Source organism: Microbacterium resistens (assembly GCF_031456305.1).
In the GTDB taxonomy this organism is placed as follows: domain Bacteria; phylum Actinomycetota; class Actinomycetes; order Actinomycetales; family Microbacteriaceae; genus Microbacterium; species Microbacterium resistens_A.
On the sequence record NZ_JAVDUM010000001.1, the window covers coordinates 276,538 to 294,333 of the forward strand.

A 17,796-nucleotide genomic window follows, 5' to 3' on the forward strand; every position below is an offset into this window, starting at 1 on the left:
CCGTGCGGCGAGTCTCACCGAGGCGCTCCCCCGCGTCCGCGAAAGCACCGGCACCGACCGCGTGGAGCCGCTGACGCCCGCCCGCCTCTAACGACGATCGTGCCCCTCGGCCGTAGCGAGGGGCACGCGCCGCGTCTGTTCGAGACTGTGGAGGTGCGGTCACAGAGGTGAGGCGTCAGAGAGCCCGCGCCCTCGCGACTCACACGCCCCTGGGTGTTGATGTCTAGGCGTCGCCGCCGAACATGCTGGTGACCGAGCCGTCCTCGAAGACCTGCTTGATCGCGCGCGCCAGCAGCGGCGCGATCGGGAGGATCGTGAGCTGGTCCCAGCGGCGGGACTCGGTCAACGGGATCGTGTCGGTGACGACGACCTCGTCGATCGCCTCGTCCTGAAGGCGCACGTTCGCGGGATCGCTGAAGATCGCGTGCGTGGCCGCGACGATCACCCGCCGGGCGCCGCTGGCCTTGAGCGCCTGGGCCGCCTTCACGATCGTGCCACCGGTGTCGATCATGTCGTCGACGAGGAGACAGGTGCGCCCGTCGACCGTTCCGACGATCTCGTGCACCGAGACCTGGTTGGCGACCTTCGGGTCGCGACGCTTGTGGATGATCGCCAGGGGGGCGCCCAGGCTGTCCGACCAGGTGTCCGCGACGCGGACGCGACCCATGTCGGGCGAGACCACCGTGAGCGTCTCGCGGTCCTCGGCGGTGAGGTTCTCCTCGAAGTGCTCGAGCAGGACCGGCTTGGCGAAGAGGTGGTCCACCGGACCGTCGAAGAAGCCCTGGATCTGCGCGGCGTGCAGATCCACGCTCATGACCCGGTCGGCGCCGGCGGTCTTGAGCATGTCCGCGACGAGGCGCGCGCTGATCGGCTCGCGCCCTCGGCCCTTCTTGTCCTGCCGGGAGTACGGGTAGTACGGGGCGACGACCGTGATGCGCTTGGCCGACGCGCGCTTCGCGGCGTCGAGCATGATGAGCGTCTCCATGAGCCACTCGTTCACCGGCTCGCCGAACGACTGCACGATGAACAGGTCGCACCCGCGGATCGACACCTCGAAACGGGCGTAGATCTCGCCCGAGGCGAACGTGCGGTGCTCGACCGGAGCGATCTCGGTGCCGAGCGCCTCCGCGACGGCCGCGGTCAGCGCCGGATGCGACCGGCCGCCGGCGACGACGAGCCGTTTCTTCGTCTTGGCGATGAGGCCGGGGGCGACCCCGTTCTCGCGATCCAGCTCAACCGTCTTCTTCTTGCGCCCCATCGGACCCGCCTATTCCGCCGATCGTGAACGGGATGCCGCGTCCGCGGCCCCCGTGCCTGCCCTGTTCTTCTCGACCCACCCCTCGATGTTGCGCTGAGGGGCGACGCTCATGGCCAGGGCGCCGGCGGGGACATCCTTGCGGATGACGGCTCCGGCGCCTGTCTTCGCACCGTCCCCCAGCCTAACCGGCGCGACCAGCACCGTGTGCGACCCCGTGTGCACCTCGTCTCCGATCTCGGTGCGGTGCTTGTGCACGTCGTCGTAGTTCGCGGTGATGGTGCTCGCGCCGAGGTTCACGCCTCGCCCGATCGTCGCATCGCCCACATAGGACAGGTGCGGGACCTTGCTGCCCTCGCCGATCTGGGCGTTCTTCGTCTCCACGTAGGCGCCGATCTTGCCGTTGGCGCCGAGCACGGTCCCGGGGCGGAGGAAGGAGAAGGGGCCGACGGTGGCGCCGTCGCCGATCACGGCGAGCGTCGCGTCCGTGCGGCGGACGGAGGCGTCGATGCCCACCTCGCAGCCGACGAGGGTGGTGTCCGGGCCGATCGTCGCACCCTCGGCCACGGTCGTGGCGCGGAGGATCTGCGTGTTCGGGAGGATCGTCACATCGGATGCGAGGGTCACGTCGTCGTCGATCCAGGTGGTCGCCGGGTCCAGGATCGTCACGCCCTCGCGCTGCCAGTGACGCACGATCCGGTCGTTGAGCGTCCGGGCGGCCTCGGCGAGCTGGGCGCGGTCGTTCACCCCGAACGTGGCCTCGGTGTCGTCGGCGATCTCGACGGCGACCGTCTCCCGCTCCTCGCGGAGCAGGCCGATCACGGTCGTGAGGTACATCTCGCCCTGGGCGTTGTCCGTGCCGACCCTGGCGAGCTGGGCGCGGAGCGGAGCCGTGCGGAACACGTACACGCCGGAGTTGATCTCGGTGACCGCCGCCTCGTCGGCCGTGGCGTCCTTCTGCTCCACGATGCGGGCGACGCCGCCGTCGTCCCCGCGGATGACGCGTCCGTACCCGGTCGGGTCGTCGACGATCGCGCTGAGGACGGTGGCCGCGGCCGCCGCCGCGCGGTGCCCGTCGACGAGGTGCTGCAGTGTCGCCGCCTCCAGCAGCGGCACGTCGCCGGAGAGCACGAGCACGTCGCCGTCGAAGCCGGTGGGCAGCGCGTCGAGCGCGACCTGCACGGCACGACCCGTCCCGGGGATCTCGTCCTGGTCGACGACGATCGCGTCCGGGTACTGCTCGGCGAGCACCTCCACGACGCGGTCGCGCTCGTGGCGGACGACGACCTCGATGTGCTCGGCGCCGAGGCGGGCGGCGGTCGCCAGCACGTGGCCGACGAGCGGCCTGCCGCCGATGGGGTGGAGCACCTTGGGGAGCCGCGACTTCATACGGGTCCCCTGGCCCGCGGCCAGGACGATGATGGCGAGATTGTTACCGGTCATGCTCCGCCGCCAGGACTCGAACCTAGACCTCACAGCTCCAAAGGCTGTCGTGCTGCCATTACACCACGGCGGACCGCGGCGCCGGTTCCCCCGCGCCACCCAGCAATTCTGCCACGCGCGTCCTCGTGCGTCCGTCATGCCGGGTCGCGGTGTGATCGGCCCGGAACCCGAGCGCAACACCGTCGTAACGGCGATGAGGCAGCGTGAGGGCATGACGATCAGCATCGAGCTCGTGCGCTCCGCCACTCCCGCTCTGGAGGACTTCCTCGCCGCGCACCTCCGCGACATGGAGCCGACCGCGCCGCCGGAGAGCCGCCATGCGCTGGGGACGACCGCGCTGCTCGCACCCGATGTCCGGCTGTTCGCCGCGTTCCTGGACGGCGTCCTCGCCGGGACCGGCGCGCTGACGACGCTCGGGCCGGAGCACGAGGAGATCAAGTCCCTGCGCACCGAGCCGTCGATGCGGGGGCGCGGGATCGCCTCCGCGATCCTCGGCGCGCTGCTGGACGACGCCCGCGCCCGCGGCATCCGTCGTGTGTCGCTGGAGACCGGGTCATCGGACTTCTTCTGGCCCGCGCACCGCCTGTACGCCAAGGCCGGCTTCGATGAGAGCGCGCCGTTCGGCTCCTACGTCGACGATCCGCACAGCCTCTTCCTGACGCGGCGCCTCGATGGCTGAGGCAGGCGAGAGGCAAGGCGACCAGGGCTCGCACGGCAGCGACCGGCGACCTCGCGCGATAATGGGCGGATGAGCACAAGCGAGAGCGCGACCGGCGACGAGGTCGACCGGATCGTCTCCGCCTGGGGATCGCAGCGGCCGGATCTGGACTTCGCGCCGCTCGAGGTCTTCTCGCGGGTCGACCGTCTCTCCCGCCTGCTCGACCGCGCGCGTCGCGACGTCTTCCGCCGCAGCGACCTGGAGGCGTGGGAGTGGGACGTGCTGTCCGCCCTCCGCCGGGCCGGAGCCCCGTTCCAGCTCTCCCCCAAGCAGCTGCTGCAGCAGACCCTGGTCTCCAGCGGCACCATGACCAATCGCATCGACCGCCTGGTCGGTCGTCGGCTCGTGCGACGCGAGGCCGATCCAGGCGACGGCCGGAGCGTCCTGGTGACCCTCGCGGACGACGGCCGCGTCCGCGTCGATGCGGCGATCACCCGTCTGGTCGATGCCGAGGCCACCCTCCTCGCCGCGCTCCCCCGCGGCGACCGCGAGCGGCTGGCGGGCCTCCTCCGCAAGCTCAGCCTGAGCTTCGACGTCTGACCCGGGCGTCGCGCCGCGGTTCCCTGCCCGCGCTGCTGTTTCGGTGCTGCTGTTCCGGCTGCGCTGCTATTCCCTGCCCGCGCTGCGGAGATATCGGCAGCGCGAGCGACAAACAGCAGCGCGACGCCATCCAAGTGCAGGAAAGAGCAGCGCCACCCAGGAAAGTGCAGCGCAACATCACGACCCCTCGGCCGCGCTGCACCTCCCAGCTGCGCTGCTATTCCCTGTCCGCGTTGCCGAAATCCCCGCAGCGCGAGCGACAAACAGCAGCGCGAGGCCATCCGGATGCGGGAAAGGACAGCGCGAGAGGCAGGTTCAGGAAACGACAGCGCGAGCAAGTGCAGGCCAGCGCGAGCCCCTCCCGGAGCCCCTCCCGGAAGCGCGGCCGGAAGCCCACTCGGAATCCCACTCGGAATCCCACCCGGAATCCCGCCCGGAAGCGTGGGCCGGAATCTCGCCCGGACGCACGGCCGCGTCCGGGACCGGTTCGCCGTGCTCCTGCACCGGCTGCTGGCTAAGGTGGACCGGTACCCGTCGCCGGCGGGCGGCACGGCTCGGAGGTCGATCCATGGGAATGCGCTCGCCGCTCCCCGTCCGCGACGGTGTCGGCGCGACCCGGCTGCACGTGCCGCTCCAGGGGTCGTGGCCGACGATCTCGGCCTACATGGTCGAGCGGTTCTTCCACCTCGAGCCCGATCGCCTGCTCCGCCGCTTCGACCAGGGCGAGATCGTCGCCCGCGACGGCGCACCGCTCAACCGGGACACCCCGTTGGGCGCGCAGGAGTTCGTCTGGTACTACCGGGAGCCGCTCGTGGAGCGGGACATCCCGTTCCACGAGGAGATCCTGCACGTCGACGACCACCTGGTCGTGATCGACAAGCCGCACTTCCTGCCCACGACCCCCGGCGGCAAGTACCTGCAGAACTCCGCGCTGGTGCGGCTCCGCAATCGGCTCGACAACCCCGAGCTCACCCCGATCCACCGACTCGACCGCGCGACGGCCGGAATCCTGATGTTCTCCGCCCGTCCGGACACCCGCGGCGCCTATCAGCTGCTGTTCGAAAACCGCCGCGTCGAGAAGGTATACGAGGCCGTCTCCGCGCTGCCGCCGGACTGGGACCCCGCCGATCCCCGCCTCGGTGGCCTGCCCTTCCCGATCGTGCACCGCAATCACATCGAGAAGCTCCGCGGGAACGTCTGCGTGCGCGTGGCCCCGGACCGGGAGCCGAACTCCGAGACCCTCGTCGAGCTGATCGGCGCAGACGATCGCGTCCTGCACACGCTCCTGCGACCGCACAGCGGACGCATGCACCAGCTGCGCGTGCACCTGGCGGCGCTCGGCGCCGGCATCCTCCACGATCCGTTCTATCCGGAGCTGCTGCCGGAGGCCCCGGACGACTTCACCCGCCCCCTCCAGCTCCTCGCCCGGGAGCTCCGCTTCACGGACCCGCTCTCCGGGGCGCCGCGCGAGTTCCGCACCAAACGCGTCCTTCAGGACGCCCCGCCCGCCCGCTGACCGGCCCACCGACCGGTTCCCGTCGCGAAATGTGCCGCTCGGCGCGGCTCGGAGCGGCACATTTCGCGACGGGAGCGATGGATCGGAGGCCGAGTCAGGCCGGGCCGGAACAGCGGAGCGAGCGGGCCAGCGGGCGGGGGCGTGGGCGGGGCGAGCGAGTAAGCGAGCGGGAGCTGAGCTGGCCGGGCCGGAACGCCGAGCACGCACGACCGGCGCGGGCACACACAGCCGCAAGGCCAGCGGGCGCGAGCGGGCCAGCGGGCGCGAGCGGGCCAGCGGGCGCGAGCGGGCCAGCGGGCGAGGCGGGCGTCGCGAGCGAGGCGGGCGTCGCGAGCGAGGCGGGCGTCGCGAGCGAGCAGGCGGCGCGGGCGCACACGACCGCAGGGCCGGAGGGCGCGGGCGCGCGCGGGGGTCAGCGGCGCATGATGCGCCGGGCGAGCCAGGTCCCGAGGGTCTGCACGAGGTGCACGAACACCACGATCAGCACGATCGCCGCCCACATCACGACCGGCTCGAACTGCCGGAAGCCGTAAACCTGGGCGAAGGCGCCGAGACCGCCGCCGCCGACCAGCCCCGCCATCGCGGTCATGTCGATGAGCGCCACCACGATGAACGTGTAGCCGAGGATGAGCGGGCCGAGCGCCTCGGGCATCGCGACGGTGAAGAGGATCCGCCAGGGCCCCGCGCCCATCGCACGCGCCGCCTCGATCACACCGGGCGACACCGAGACGAGATGCTGCTCGACGATGCGTCCGATCGCGAACGCCGCCGCGATCCCGATCGCGAAGGCGCCGGCGTTGATGCCGATGCCCGTGCCGATCACGAGGCGCGTGAAGGGCTGCAGGACCGCGATGAAGATGACGAACGGGATCGGCCGGAAGAAGTTCACCAGGAACCCGATGAGCAGGCTCGCCGGACGGTTCGGCAGCAGCCCACCAGGACGGGTGACGTACAGGCCGATGCCGATGATCGTGCCGATCACGCCCGCCATCGCCAGCGCGAAGGTGGTCATGTACAGCGTCTCGAGCGCGGCCTGCCAGAAGTCCGGAAGCAGTTCGATGAGGCGGTCCATCACCGCACCCCGCCTTCTGTCGATGCCGTGCCCGCCGGCGCATCGGATCCGATCTCGGTCACCGTCGCATGCGCGCGGATCTTCTGCAGCGCGGCGTCGATCGCCGCTTCCTGTCCCCGGATCGCGAGCGTGAGGTGCCCGAAGGCGCGGCCGCGGATGTCGTTGATGCCGCCGTAGATCAGCTCGAACCCGAGACCCGCCTCGACGAGGTCCAGGAACACCTGCGCCTGCGACGAGTCACCGTCGCGGAACGAGAACGTGACGAGACGCCCCTCGTGCCGTTCACGCAACGACGCCTGCTCCGCCGGCGACGGGATGCCCTTGATGACGGTTCCGACAAAGCGCTGCGACGCGGGGTTCTGCGGGTTCGAGAACACCTCGAACACGTCGCCCTGCTCGACGACGCGCCCCCTCTCCATCACGGCGACCTTGGTGGCGAGGGTCTGGATCACGTCCATCTCATGGGTGATGACGACGATCGTGACGCCCTGCTCCCGGTTGACCCGGGCGAGGAGGTCGAGCACCTCGTGCGTGGTCTGCGGGTCGAGGGCGCTGGTCGCCTCGTCGGCGAGCAGGATCGCCGGGCGGGTCGCGAGAGCCCTCGCGATGCCGACGCGCTGCTTCTGGCCGCCGGAGAGCTGCTCGGGAAACGCCTTCGCCTTGTCCGCGAGCCCGACGAACTGCAGCAACTCGGCCACCCGCGCATCGACGTCGGCCTTGGGCCATCCGGCGAGCTTGAGGGGGTAGGCGATGTTGGCCTTGACGGTCTTCGACGCGAACAGGTTGAACTGCTGGAAGATCATGCCGATGCCGCCGCGCACTCGGCGCAGCTCACGTTCGGGAAGGGTCGTGATGTCGACGCCGTCGACGACGAGCCGGCCGCTCGTGGTCGGCTCGAGCGCGTTGATCAGCCGTACCAGGGTCGACTTCCCGGCTCCGGAATATCCGATGATCCCGAACACGTCGCCCTGAGCGATGTCGAGAGACACGTCGTCGACCGCGACGACGGGAGCGCCGTCCCGCGCGGTGGGCGGATAGGTCTTGGTGACGCCTTGCAGGCTCACGATCGGCATGGGCTCTCCGGTTCCGTTTCTGCGGCGCAGTTCTCGTGACACCGAATCGGGCGACGCGGATCTGCGTCGCCCGATTCTCTCGTATGCGGCAGGTTCCCCCCCACCGCCGGTCAGCCCGAAGGCTCAGCCTTTGTGGGCCTTGACATCGGCCTCGACCTTGGCCTGCACCTTCTGCAGGTCGGCGGCGGGGAGGACGGTGGGGACGCCGACGTCACCGGATGCCTTCTTGAGGCCCTCCTGCACAGCGGCGTCCGTCTGGAAGATCTCGACGAGCTTCAGGTACGTGGGGTTGTCCTTGTCCTTCGCACGTGCGGCGAAGATGTTCACGTAGGGCTGCGCGCTCGCGTCCTTGGCGTCGTCCTGCGTGAGGGCGTCGGCGAAGGTCAGGCCGGCATCCTTCACGAAGTCGTTGTTGATGATCGCGGCGTCGACATCCGGCAGGGACGTCGGGATCAGGGCGGCCTCCAGAGCCGTGACCTTGACCTTGGACGCAGCGGTGTCCACGTCCGCGAGATCGGAGAGCGCAGTGCCGCCGGACTTCAGCTTCACCAGGCCGGCCGACTGCAGCACGAGCAGGGCGCGCGCCTGGTTGGAGGCGTCGTCCGGGACCGCGACCGTGCCTCCGGCCGGGATCTCCTTCACGTCCTTGTGCTTCTTCGAGTACAGACCGAGCGGGTAGATCGCCGTGGAGCCGATCGCCTGCAGGTCCTTGCCGGACTTCACGTTGTACTGCGCGAGGTAGACGATGTGCTGGAACTGGTTCAGATCCAGCTCCCCCTCGGAGAGCGCGGGGTTGGGCTGCTCGTAGGAGCCGAAGTCGATGAGCTCGACGGTGATGCCCTCCTTCTTCGCGGCATCGACGAAAGCGGGCCACTGCGGGTCGCTCTTGCCGACGACGCCGATCTTGACGGGCTTGTCGCTGGAGCCGGTGGGCTCGGTACTGGGTGCTGCGGCGGATCCGGATGCGCAGCCGGCGAGGGCGACGGCGAGAGCCGCCGTCGCCGCGACGGCGGCGAGGACGGAGGTGATACGACGGGACATGGCTGTGAGTTCCTCTCTCGGGGGACGACGACACGCTATGCGCGGGACCCGGTGTCACCCGAATCGGTTCGTCACAGAGCGTCACAGCCTCCGAGGAGGGCAGCGGCGGCCCCGGATGGGGCGGACCAGGAGCGCCCGGTCCGCCCCACCGCGTCACTCCGTGAGCAGCCCCTGCATCTCCGCGATCTCGGCCGTCTGGTCCTCGATGACCTGCGCGGCGAGCGCGCGGACCTCGGGGATCCGTGCGCCCTCGAGCGCCTCCTGGGCCATGCCGACGGCGCCCTCATGATGCCGGATCATCTGCTCCAGGAACAGGCGTCCCGCCTCGGCGCCCTGAGCGCTCGCGAGCGCGGTCATGTCGGCCTCGGTCATCATGCCCGAGCCGTGATCCATGCCGCCCGAATCGGACGGCTCCTCGACGCCCCAGTCCGCCAGCCACTCCCGCATCCGGTCGATCTCGGGCTGCTGGGCGGCCTTCACCGCCTGCGCGAGCGTGATCACGCGGGGATCGACGCCGTCCTTGCCGAGAAGGACGTCCGCCATCTCGATCGCCTGCCGATGGTGCGGGATCATCATCGTGACGAACATGGTGTCCGCGGGCGCGGGTGCGCCGGCAGACGGGTTGGCTGGTGTGGGGGCGCCGCTCGATCCCGGCGACGGGGCGGTCGATGCGCCGTGAGCGCCGTGCCCCGGCGCAGGGTCCTGGCCGCCGGTCGCGGTGCAGCCGGCGAGGGCCAGGGTGAGGACGAGCGCGCCGGCTCCGAGCGCGCGGGTGAACGTGGTCATGTGCTTCTCCTTCTCGATGTCGTGAACGTGCGGATCCGGCCGGGCGGCCGGACCCGGATCACGTGCGACTGATCGAGAGGAGATGCAGGGACGGCGGCCGTGGCCCGGCGAGCGCGCGGGCCGAGCCGTGTGCGGCGAGCATGCAACGAGGTGCGAGGAGGAAGGGGACGAGCGGCGGGAACAGCAGCAGGAGCCCCGCGAGCAGCGCGAGGACGCAGGCCGTCATCCCCTCATGCACTGTCCCGCCGTTCGACATCCCCTCGTCCTGAGACATCGGGTGCAGGGACATCGGGTGCGGGGAGGTCGGGGCAGGCATGCCGTGAGCGGTCATCGAAGCGCTCATCGGGACGGTCGTCGGAGCCGCCATCGGCGCGCCCGCCGATCCGGCCAAGGGGACGGTACTGGCACTGGCACTGGCACTGGCACTGGCACTGGCACTGGCACTGGCACTGGCATCAATACCGGCTCCGGGGAGGGCGGCGAGATGCGCGCCGTGGTCGACGGCGGAGCCGCTGAAGATGTGCATCCCGAGGAGGCCCGCGAGCAGCAGGAGCGCCAGCCCGAACATCCTCGGCATCGCCACGACATCCTTCCTATACCCATCCGGGGTATAGGAAGGATGCTACCGCAGCTCCGGATCCCTCAGTCGACGTCCTCGATCCCCTGCAGGCGGACCTGCTCCAGATCCAGGCGTGCGGAGATGCGTCGGACCACGAGGTCATCGACCGTGCCGGCGCGACGGAGGCCGTGCAGCACGCCGCGCTTGTGCTCCAGCATCGCGAGCTTCAGACGGGCGAGCTCCTCATGCCGGAGGAGCGGCGAGCGCTGCAGCAGGTCCACGTCCTCCGAGGTCGCGATCATCTGCAGCGTCGTCCCGTCCGGGAGGTCGGAGAGGACGGAGGGCCCGCCGACGCCGTCGACCAGATCCGCGTCGGCATCGGTGTCGGCACGCGCGTCGCCGGTCGTCGCCGCGAGCGGGTCGGGGGTGTCGAGCATCGCTTCCATGGCACCGACCTCGGCGTCGATCAGCGCGCGCTCCCTGGCCATCGCCCGCGCGTTCGCGAGCTCCAGCCGCTCGTACCCCTCGCGCCGGACCCGGTCCCGGACCTCGGCGCTGATGGCGTGCTCGGTCGCGAGGTCGTCGAGGGCCGCCATCGCCGCCCCGGAGATCGCGCGCTCGGCGAGCTCGTACTCCTCGTCCTCCGCGTGGTCGACGGGGAAGCCGGCCCAGCGGACGATGGCGGGCAGGGCCGGGGCCTGCACGAGCAGGCTCAGCAGGATGACGCCCGCGGTGACGAAGACGATCTCGTCCCGCCCCGCCAGCGGCGAGCCGTCCGGCATGGTCAGCGGCACCGAGAGGGCGATCGCCAGGGAGACGGCGCCGCGCATCCCGGCGACGGTGCTGACGACCCGTGCCCGGGTGCGGAGCCCACGCGGATGCTGGGGCGTGCCCGCGATGCGCTGGAACGGTGCCGAGAGCAGCTGGAACAGGAAACGCACGACGAGCAGCGTCGCCCAGACCGCGAGCGTCACCAGCACGAGCCGGCCGATCATCTCGAACGAGGTCTGGTGCACCACCCACTGCACCTCGAGGCCGATGAGGACGAACAGCGCCCCGTTGAGGAGGAAGACCCCGAACGGCCAGACCGCCTCCGCCTGACGACGCGATGCCGCGGTGCTGATCCGCGGGCCGAGGAAGGCCACGATCAGCCCCGCGACGACGACCGCGAGGACTCCGGAGGCGTGGATCAGCTCGGCGAGCAGGAACGCCGTGAACGGCACGAGCAGCATCGCGACGTTGATCGCGATCGTGGTGGTCATGCGACGCAGCAGCGCCCAGGCGAGCGCAGCGACGACCGCGCCGGCGGCGATGCCGCCGAGGTAGGAGACGACGACGGTCATCGTGACGGAGAGGGGCGAGATGTTCCCGCCCATCGCCAGCGACACCGCGATCGCGTAGAGCACGAGGGCCGTGCCGTCGTTGGTCAGGCTCTCCGCCTTCAGCTTCATGAACCCGCGGCGCGGCAGCAGTCGCCCGAGGGCGGCGACGGCGGTGGCGTCCGGCGGGGCGACGGCGGCGCCGAGGATCAGCGCGATCTCCCACGGCACGCCGAAGAGCGTGCCGACGGCGGCCACCGCGAAGGCGGAGGCGACGACGAGCAGCGTGCTCATCGGAAGTATGTAACGGAAGTCACGACGGATCGAGCGAAGCGACGTCGTGATGCTCTCCCAGTAGAGCATCACCGGCAGGAACAGCAGCAGCACCGTCTCCGGCGGCAGCTGCACCTCCCTGAGCGCCGGCACGAAGCCGAGCAGCAGGCCGAACACGACCAGGACGAGCGGCAGCGCGACCCGCAGCCGCGGCGCGAGCATCGTCCCCGCCAGGATCGTCAGACCGAGCAGGACGGTGACTTCGAGTCCCTCCATACGGCGTTCCCCTCTCTGCCGTGCGCGAGCGGATCCGCGAACATGCCCCTGGCACAGCGTCCTGTGACGCCACCGTATTCCCGCCGCGCCGCCTGTGGAAGGGCGAGAGGGCTCAGCCCAGCTGCTCGGTGAGCGCGAACCAGCGCAGCTCGGCCTCCTCGACCTCGGCCTCCTGGGCGGAGATCGCCTTCATCCGATCGGCGAGGCCGGTGTAGTCGGACTGGTCGTGATCGGCGAGCGCATGCTTGGCGGCGGCGATCTGCGCGGCCAGCTTCTGCATCCGCCGTTCGAGCGCCGCCAGCTCCTTCTCGGCCGTTCGCCGCGCGGCGCCGTCGAGCGCCGGCGCGGCAGCTGTTCCCGCCGCGCCTCCTGCTGTGCTTCCTGCTGTCGGGGCGGGACCTGCTGCCTGGCCCGCCGGGGCGGTGGCCTGCTCGTGCTTGCGCAGGCGCAGGTACTCGTCCACCCCGCCGGGGAGGTGCCGGAGGCGGCCGCCGAGGATCGCGTACTGCTGATCGGTCACGCGCTCCAGGAAGTAGCGGTCGTGGCTGACGACGAGGAGCGTGCCCGACCACGAGTCGAGCAGGTCCTCGATCGCGGCGAGCATGTCCGTGTCCATGTCGTTCGTGGGCTCGTCCAGGATGAGGACGTTCGGCTGGTCCAGCAGCACGAGCAGCAGCTGCAGCCGCCGCTGCTGTCCGCCGGAGAGGTCCTTCACGGGCGTCGAGAGCTGGGCGGAGGAGAAGCCGAGCCGCTCCAGGAGCTGCCCGGGGGTGAGGTCCTGCGCCTTGGATCCGCTGCCGATCGTGTAGGAGGTACGGAGGCCCTCGATCACGATGCGGACCGGCTTGTCCCAGACGTCCTGCAGCTCGTCCAGACGCTGCGTGAGGGTGCGCACCTGCACCGTCTTGCCCTGCTTCACGCGCCCCGCGGTCGGCCTGATCTCCCCCGAGACGATCCCCAGCAGCGTCGACTTGCCCGCGCCGTTCACGCCGAGGATGCCGGTGCGCTCGCCGGGGGCGATCCGCCACTCCACGTCGCGGAGCACCTCCCGCTCCGCCGAGACGTCGGTGGCGGGGAAGGTGACCCCGACGTCGATGAGGTCCACGACGTCCTTGCCGAGGCGGGAGACGGCGAGGGACTGCAGCGCGACCGTGTTGCGGATCTCCGGGACGTCGGCGATCAGCGCGTTCGCGGCATCGATCCGGAACTTCGGCTTCGCTGTCCTCGCCGGTGCCCCTCGGCGGAGCCACGCGAGCTCCTTGCGGGCGACGTTCTGCCGCTTCGCCTCGGTGGCCGCCGCCATCCGGTCCCGCTCCACCCGCTGCAGGATGTACGCGGCGTAGCCGCCCTCGAACGGCTCGACGATGCGGTCGTGCACCTCCCAGGTCTCGGTGCACACCTCGTCCAGGAACCACCGGTCGTGCGTCACGACCATGAGTGCGCCCTGGTTCGCGGTCCACCGCTTCCTCAGGTGCCCGGCGAGCCAGGTGATCGCCTCGACGTCGAGGTGGTTGGTCGGCTCGTCCAGGGCGATGACGTCCCAGTCGCCGGCGAGGAGCTGTGCGAGCGCAACGCGGCGCCGCTGGCCACCGCTCAGGGCGGCGATCGGGGCGTCCCAGGCCAGGTCGCCGACGAGTCCGTCGATCACCTCGCGCACGCGCGGATCCCCGGCCCACTCGTGCTCCGCCGCGTCTCCGACGATCGCCGCGCTGACGGTGAGCCCGTCATCGAGCACATCGGCCTGATCCAGCACTCCGATCCGGATGCCCCCGCGCACGGTGACACGACCCGCATTCGGCTCGAGGCGCCCGGCGAGCATCGCGAGAAGGCTCGACTTGCCGTCGCCGTTGCGCCCCACGATGCCGATCCGGTCCCCCTCCTCGATGCCGAGGGTCACGGAGTCGAAGACGATGCGGGTGGGGAACTCGAGATGGAGGCCCTCGGCCCCGAGAAGATGTGCCATGTCCCTCCCAGGGTAGTCGGCGGCGTTCCCCTTCCGCCGGGCGCCGGCTGTTCCGTCGGGTGGATGTCTGTTCCCCGGGTGGGTGCGGTTCCCCGGGATGCCTGTTACGCGGGCGGGTGCGGTACCGGTCAGGCGGGCGCCTCGTGGTGGGTGGATGCCGTCACCAGGTCGGACCGATCCACTTCCGTCGGATGCTCTGGCTTGAATCGGCCGACAGAGGTGCATCGGGCCGACAAGAGTGCACGGAGGTGGCGGGGTAGCAGGTGGCCCCTCAGGTCCGGACGGACATTGGGCCTGTTCCCTCGGGATATGCCCGCTGCTTCCCGAGGGGCATGCAGATCACCGCTGTCGCACCGACAGATTTGTCGGCCAATTTCACTTCCGTCGGCCAATACCGGCTGAATCGGCCGACAGAGGTGCATCGGGCCGACAGAACGCAGGGAGGCAGCGGGCTGAGGAAGCTGGATCGGGATCGGATGAACGCCCGCCTAGCCACCCGACCGGTTGCTCCTGTCGGCCGACATCCCCCTGTCGCCCCGACACACTTTGTCGGCCAATCTCCTGTCGCACCGACAGATTTGTCGGCCAATTTCACTTCCGTCGGCCAATACCGGCTGAATCGGCCGACAAACATGCACCAGGCCGACAGAACGCACGGATGCTGCGGGCCAGCACCCTCCTGTCGGACCGAATCTTGTCGGGCCGACACACTTATCGGCCCGACACACTCCCGTCGGCCCACATACTCCTGTCGGCCCAACCCACTCCTGTCGGCCACACACACTCCCCTCGGGCCTGCTCACTGCGGTCACTTCTGTCGGGCCGATCCACTTTTGTCGGCCAATCCGAGCCCAACTGGCCGACAGAGCTGCATCTGGCCGACAGAATGGGCCCGCCGGGCCGACAGAACGCGACAGAAACTGCCACGCCGGGGCAGCAAGCAGGGCAACACGAGAAGCAGCAAGCCGGGCAGCACGAGGGGCAGCAAGCGGGACAGCACGAGAGGCAGGAAGAGAGCAGGAACGGGCGCGGGGCGGCGGGTCCTGTCCGGACGGACGATCGGATGCCGCCCACTTCGTGCTCCCGGCCCAGTCCCTGGCCGATCGATCTGACACGGTGTGAGCGTGGACACACTTCTGCGAGGCGGCAGGGTCATCGATCCGGGGACGGATCGGGATGCTGTCGCGGATCTCCTCATCGCCGACGGACGCATCGCCGCGATCGGCGCCGACCTCGCCGTGCCCGACGACGCCGAGGTCGTGGACGCCGCGGGCCTCGTCGTCGGCCCCGGCTTCATCGACCTGCACAGCCATGTGCACTCGATCGCGGGTCATCGTCTTCAGGCGATGGACGGCGTGACGACGGCGCTGGACCTGGAGGCGGGCCTCATGCCGGTGGCCGAGGCGATCGCCCGGGCCTCCGCCGACGGCCGGCCGCTGAACTACGGCTTCTCCGCCTCCTGGGCACAGGCCCGCGCGCTCGCGCATCTGGATCTCGCCCCCGTCGCCGATCTCGTCGCCGCCCTCGGACTCCTCGGCGACCCGGAGTGGCAGCGCTCCTCCTCCCCCGCCGAGCGCCGGCGCTGGCTCGCCGCGCTGGAGGGGGAGCTGGCCGCCGGCGCGATCGGCATCGGCGTGCTCATGGGCTACGCGCCGCGCACCGATCCGACGGAGTACCTGGAGGTCGCGCGCCTGGCCGCAGCCGCGAACGCCCCGACCTTCACTCACGTGAGGGAGCTCGTCGAGGCCGATCCGGAGACCCCGATCGACGGCACGGAGGAGCTCGTGCGCGCCGCCGGCGAGACCGGCGCCCACATGCACCACTGCCACGTCAACAGCACGTCCCTCCGCCGGATCGATCGGGTGCTAGGCCTGCTGGAGCGCACGCAGGCCGCGGGATCCCGCGTGACCGTCGAGGCCTACCCCTACGGCGCGGGGAGCACGGGCGTCGGCGCCTACTTCCTCGCACCCGAGAAGCTCGCGGGCCTCGGGATCACGCCGCAGTCGATCGTCCTCGTGGACACCGGCGAGCGCATCGCCGACGTCGGGCGTCTGCGGGAGATCCGGGCGACCGACCCTGGCGCACCGTGCATCGTGACCTTCCTGGACGAGGACGACCCGGCCGACCGCGCCCACCTCCGACGCTCGCTCGCCTATCCGGACTCGATCGTCGCCAGCGACGCGATGCCCGTGGCCTGGCCGGACCCCGCCGGGACCAGGCACGACTCCCGCGAGTGGCCGCTGCCGCCGGGCGGCCGCACGCACCCGCGCACGGCGGGCACGTTCGCGAAGTCGATCCGCCTCATGGTGCGCGAGTCCGGTGCATGGAGCTGGCACGAGGCGTTCCGCCGCTGCGCCTACCTGCCCGCGCGCGTCCTGGACGCGGCGGCGCCGTCGATGCGCGCGAAGGGCCACCTCGGCATCGGCGCGGACGCCGACCTCGTGCTGATCGACCCGCTCTCCTCCACGGACACCGCCACCTATCTCGACCCGACCCGGCCCTCGGCGGGCGTCCGTCACCTGTTCGTGGGCGGGACGCCGGTCGTCCGCGACGGCGCGCTGCTCACCGACGCCTACCCCGGCCGGGCCGTGAGAGGAGAACCCTGATGATCGATGACCTGCAGCACGAGCTGGACGCCATGGCCGCGGAGCTGGAGGTGCCGGGGATCGCCGTCGGCATCGTGGACGGCGACGCGGACCACGTCCTGACGACGGGCGTGGCCTCGGCGGAGACCGGGACGCCCGTGACGGAGGGCACGCTCTTCGCGATCGGCTCGACGTCGAAGACCGTGACGGCGACCGCGGCGATGCGGCTCGTCGAGGAGGGCGCGCTCTCCCTCGACGCCCCGGTCGCGGAGATCCTGCCGAACCTCCGCCTCGAGGACCCCGACGCCCTCGCAGCGCTCCGCGTGCGCCACCTCCTCACCCACTCGGGTGGATTCCTCGGCGACGCGGACGGCGCCGACGGATGGGGCGACGATGCCCTGGAGCGCAGCGTCGAGGGCATCGATCCGCTCCCCCAGCTGTTCCCGCCCGGCGCCCTGACCTCGTACAGCAACAGCGGCCTCCGCGTCCTCGGCCGGATCGTCGCGGTCGTCGCGGACGGGGTGTTCGAGGAGGTGGTGCGCGAGACCGTCTTCGAGCCGCTCGGGATGACCGAGAGCGTGTATCACCCCTGGGACGCCCTGACCCGGCCGCACGCGGTCGGCCACACCGTGACGGACGGCATCGCCGCCGTCCCCCGGACCTGGCCCCTGGGACGCGGCATGGCCCCGGAGGGCGGCGTCCTGTCCACCGTGGGCGACCAGCTCCGCTACGCCCGGTTCCACCTCCGCGGCGAGAGCACGGGCACCGCGCCTCTCGGTGACGCCACCCGGCTGCGGATGCAGGAGCCGCAGATCGCGGCGAGCCCTCCGATGGACGCGATCGGCCTCCCCTGGCTGATCCGCCGGCAGGGGGATGCACGGATCGTCGAGCACGGCGGCAACGTCAGCAACCTGCAGCTGAGCGCGTTCGCCCTCGCCCCCGACCACGACCTCGCCGTCACCGTGCTCACGAACAGCGCGGGCGGCAAGGAGGCGGGCACGCGGATCCTCGCCTGGTGCCTCGACCGTCTCCGCGGCGTGCGTGCGGGAGAGCCGGAGGAGGTCGCAGCCGCCTCCGATCCCACGGCCGACGACCTGCGCGGGCGATACGACGTCAACCAGTGGCAGTGGATCGTGGACCGAGAGGGCGACGAGCTCGTCATCTCCTCGGAGCTCCGCGCGGACCTCGCGGCCCAGGGCATCCCGCCGCTCCCGACGGTCCGCGGCCGCCTCGGCGACGACCTCGTGATCCGCAGCGCCGGAGGGCAGCCCATCGGGCGCTTCCTGACCACCGCGGACGGCCACGAGTTCCTCCACCTCGGGATGCGCGCCGCACGACGGATCTGACGACGGGCAGCCGGAACGGGGGTCCGGACCG

Annotated in this window: 14 protein-coding genes and 1 tRNA gene; 5 read left to right on the plus strand and 10 right to left on the minus strand. The window is 71.0% G+C overall.

All coding sequences use genetic code 11. The annotated features are described in order from the left end of the window. Positions 1–223: 223 nt before the first annotated feature. The 3 genes from J2Y69_RS01330 to J2Y69_RS01340 form a co-directional block, all read right to left on the minus strand. A complete protein-coding gene (locus J2Y69_RS01330) occupies positions 224–1,258 on the minus strand; it encodes a ribose-phosphate diphosphokinase (RefSeq protein ID WP_310016739.1) in 1,035 nt (344 codons plus the stop codon). Positions 1,259–1,267: 9 nt separating this feature from the next. Further along, complete coding sequence (glmU, locus tag J2Y69_RS01335) at positions 1,268–2,698, minus strand: bifunctional UDP-N-acetylglucosamine diphosphorylase/glucosamine-1-phosphate N-acetyltransferase GlmU (protein ID WP_310016741.1); 1,431 nt, start codon at positions 2,696–2,698, stop codon at positions 1,268–1,270. A gap of 1 nt (position 2,699) precedes the next feature. Then, positions 2,700–2,771, minus strand: a tRNA-Gln gene (locus tag J2Y69_RS01340). A 138-nt stretch (positions 2,772–2,909) separates the two neighbouring features. On the opposite strand from J2Y69_RS01340, the gene J2Y69_RS01345 reads away from it, so the two are divergent. From J2Y69_RS01345 to J2Y69_RS01355, 3 genes are all read left to right on the plus strand, one after another. Further along, complete coding sequence (locus tag J2Y69_RS01345) at positions 2,910–3,377, plus strand: GNAT family N-acetyltransferase (protein WP_310016743.1); 468 nt, start codon at positions 2,910–2,912, stop codon at positions 3,375–3,377. A gap of 69 nt (positions 3,378–3,446) precedes the next feature. Continuing rightward, positions 3,447–3,956, plus strand: coding sequence for a MarR family winged helix-turn-helix transcriptional regulator (locus tag J2Y69_RS01350; RefSeq protein ID WP_310016745.1), 510 nt, complete (start codon positions 3,447–3,449; stop codon positions 3,954–3,956). A gap of 574 nt (positions 3,957–4,530) precedes the next feature. Then, positions 4,531–5,472, plus strand: coding sequence for a pseudouridine synthase (locus J2Y69_RS01355; RefSeq protein WP_310017022.1), 942 nt, complete (start codon positions 4,531–4,533; stop codon positions 5,470–5,472). Between the two features lie 412 nt (positions 5,473–5,884). On the opposite strand, the gene J2Y69_RS01360 is transcribed toward J2Y69_RS01355, so the two are convergent. From J2Y69_RS01360 to J2Y69_RS01390, 7 genes are all read right to left on the minus strand, one after another. Beyond that, positions 5,885–6,544: a methionine ABC transporter permease gene (locus J2Y69_RS01360; protein ID WP_310017024.1), complete on the minus strand. Its 660-nt coding sequence runs from the start codon at positions 6,542–6,544 to the stop codon at positions 5,885–5,887. After that, positions 6,544–7,617: a methionine ABC transporter ATP-binding protein gene (locus J2Y69_RS01365; RefSeq protein ID WP_310016747.1), complete on the minus strand. Its 1,074-nt coding sequence runs from the start codon at positions 7,615–7,617 to the stop codon at positions 6,544–6,546. The genes J2Y69_RS01360 and J2Y69_RS01365 overlap by 1 nt, the downstream gene beginning before the upstream one ends. Before the next feature lie 123 nt (positions 7,618–7,740). Next, positions 7,741–8,658: a MetQ/NlpA family ABC transporter substrate-binding protein gene (locus J2Y69_RS01370; RefSeq protein WP_310016749.1), complete on the minus strand. Its 918-nt coding sequence runs from the start codon at positions 8,656–8,658 to the stop codon at positions 7,741–7,743. A gap of 153 nt (positions 8,659–8,811) precedes the next feature. Then, positions 8,812–9,444, minus strand: coding sequence for a DUF305 domain-containing protein (locus J2Y69_RS01375; protein WP_310016751.1), 633 nt, complete (start codon positions 9,442–9,444; stop codon positions 8,812–8,814). Between the two features lie 58 nt (positions 9,445–9,502). Continuing rightward, positions 9,503–10,021, minus strand: a complete 519-nt coding sequence (locus J2Y69_RS01380; RefSeq protein ID WP_310016753.1) for a hypothetical protein — start codon at positions 10,019–10,021, stop codon at positions 9,503–9,505. Positions 10,022–10,086: 65 nt separating this feature from the next. Beyond that, positions 10,087–11,871 (minus strand): Na+/H+ antiporter, encoded by a 1,785-nt coding sequence (locus J2Y69_RS01385; protein WP_310016755.1) that lies wholly within the window; start codon positions 11,869–11,871, stop codon positions 10,087–10,089. 112 nt (positions 11,872–11,983) lie between these two features. Then, positions 11,984–13,834 (minus strand): ABC-F family ATP-binding cassette domain-containing protein, encoded by a 1,851-nt coding sequence (locus J2Y69_RS01390; RefSeq protein WP_310016757.1) that lies wholly within the window; start codon positions 13,832–13,834, stop codon positions 11,984–11,986. Between the two features lie 1,124 nt (positions 13,835–14,958). Here J2Y69_RS01390 and J2Y69_RS01395 point away from each other — a divergent pair. Further along, positions 14,959–16,440 (plus strand): amidohydrolase family protein, encoded by a 1,482-nt coding sequence (locus tag J2Y69_RS01395; protein WP_310016759.1) that lies wholly within the window; start codon positions 14,959–14,961, stop codon positions 16,438–16,440. Beyond that, positions 16,440–17,765, plus strand: coding sequence for a serine hydrolase domain-containing protein (locus tag J2Y69_RS01400; RefSeq protein WP_310016761.1), 1,326 nt, complete (start codon positions 16,440–16,442; stop codon positions 17,763–17,765). The genes J2Y69_RS01395 and J2Y69_RS01400 overlap by 1 nt, the downstream gene beginning before the upstream one ends. Positions 17,766–17,796 lie beyond the last annotated feature (31 nt).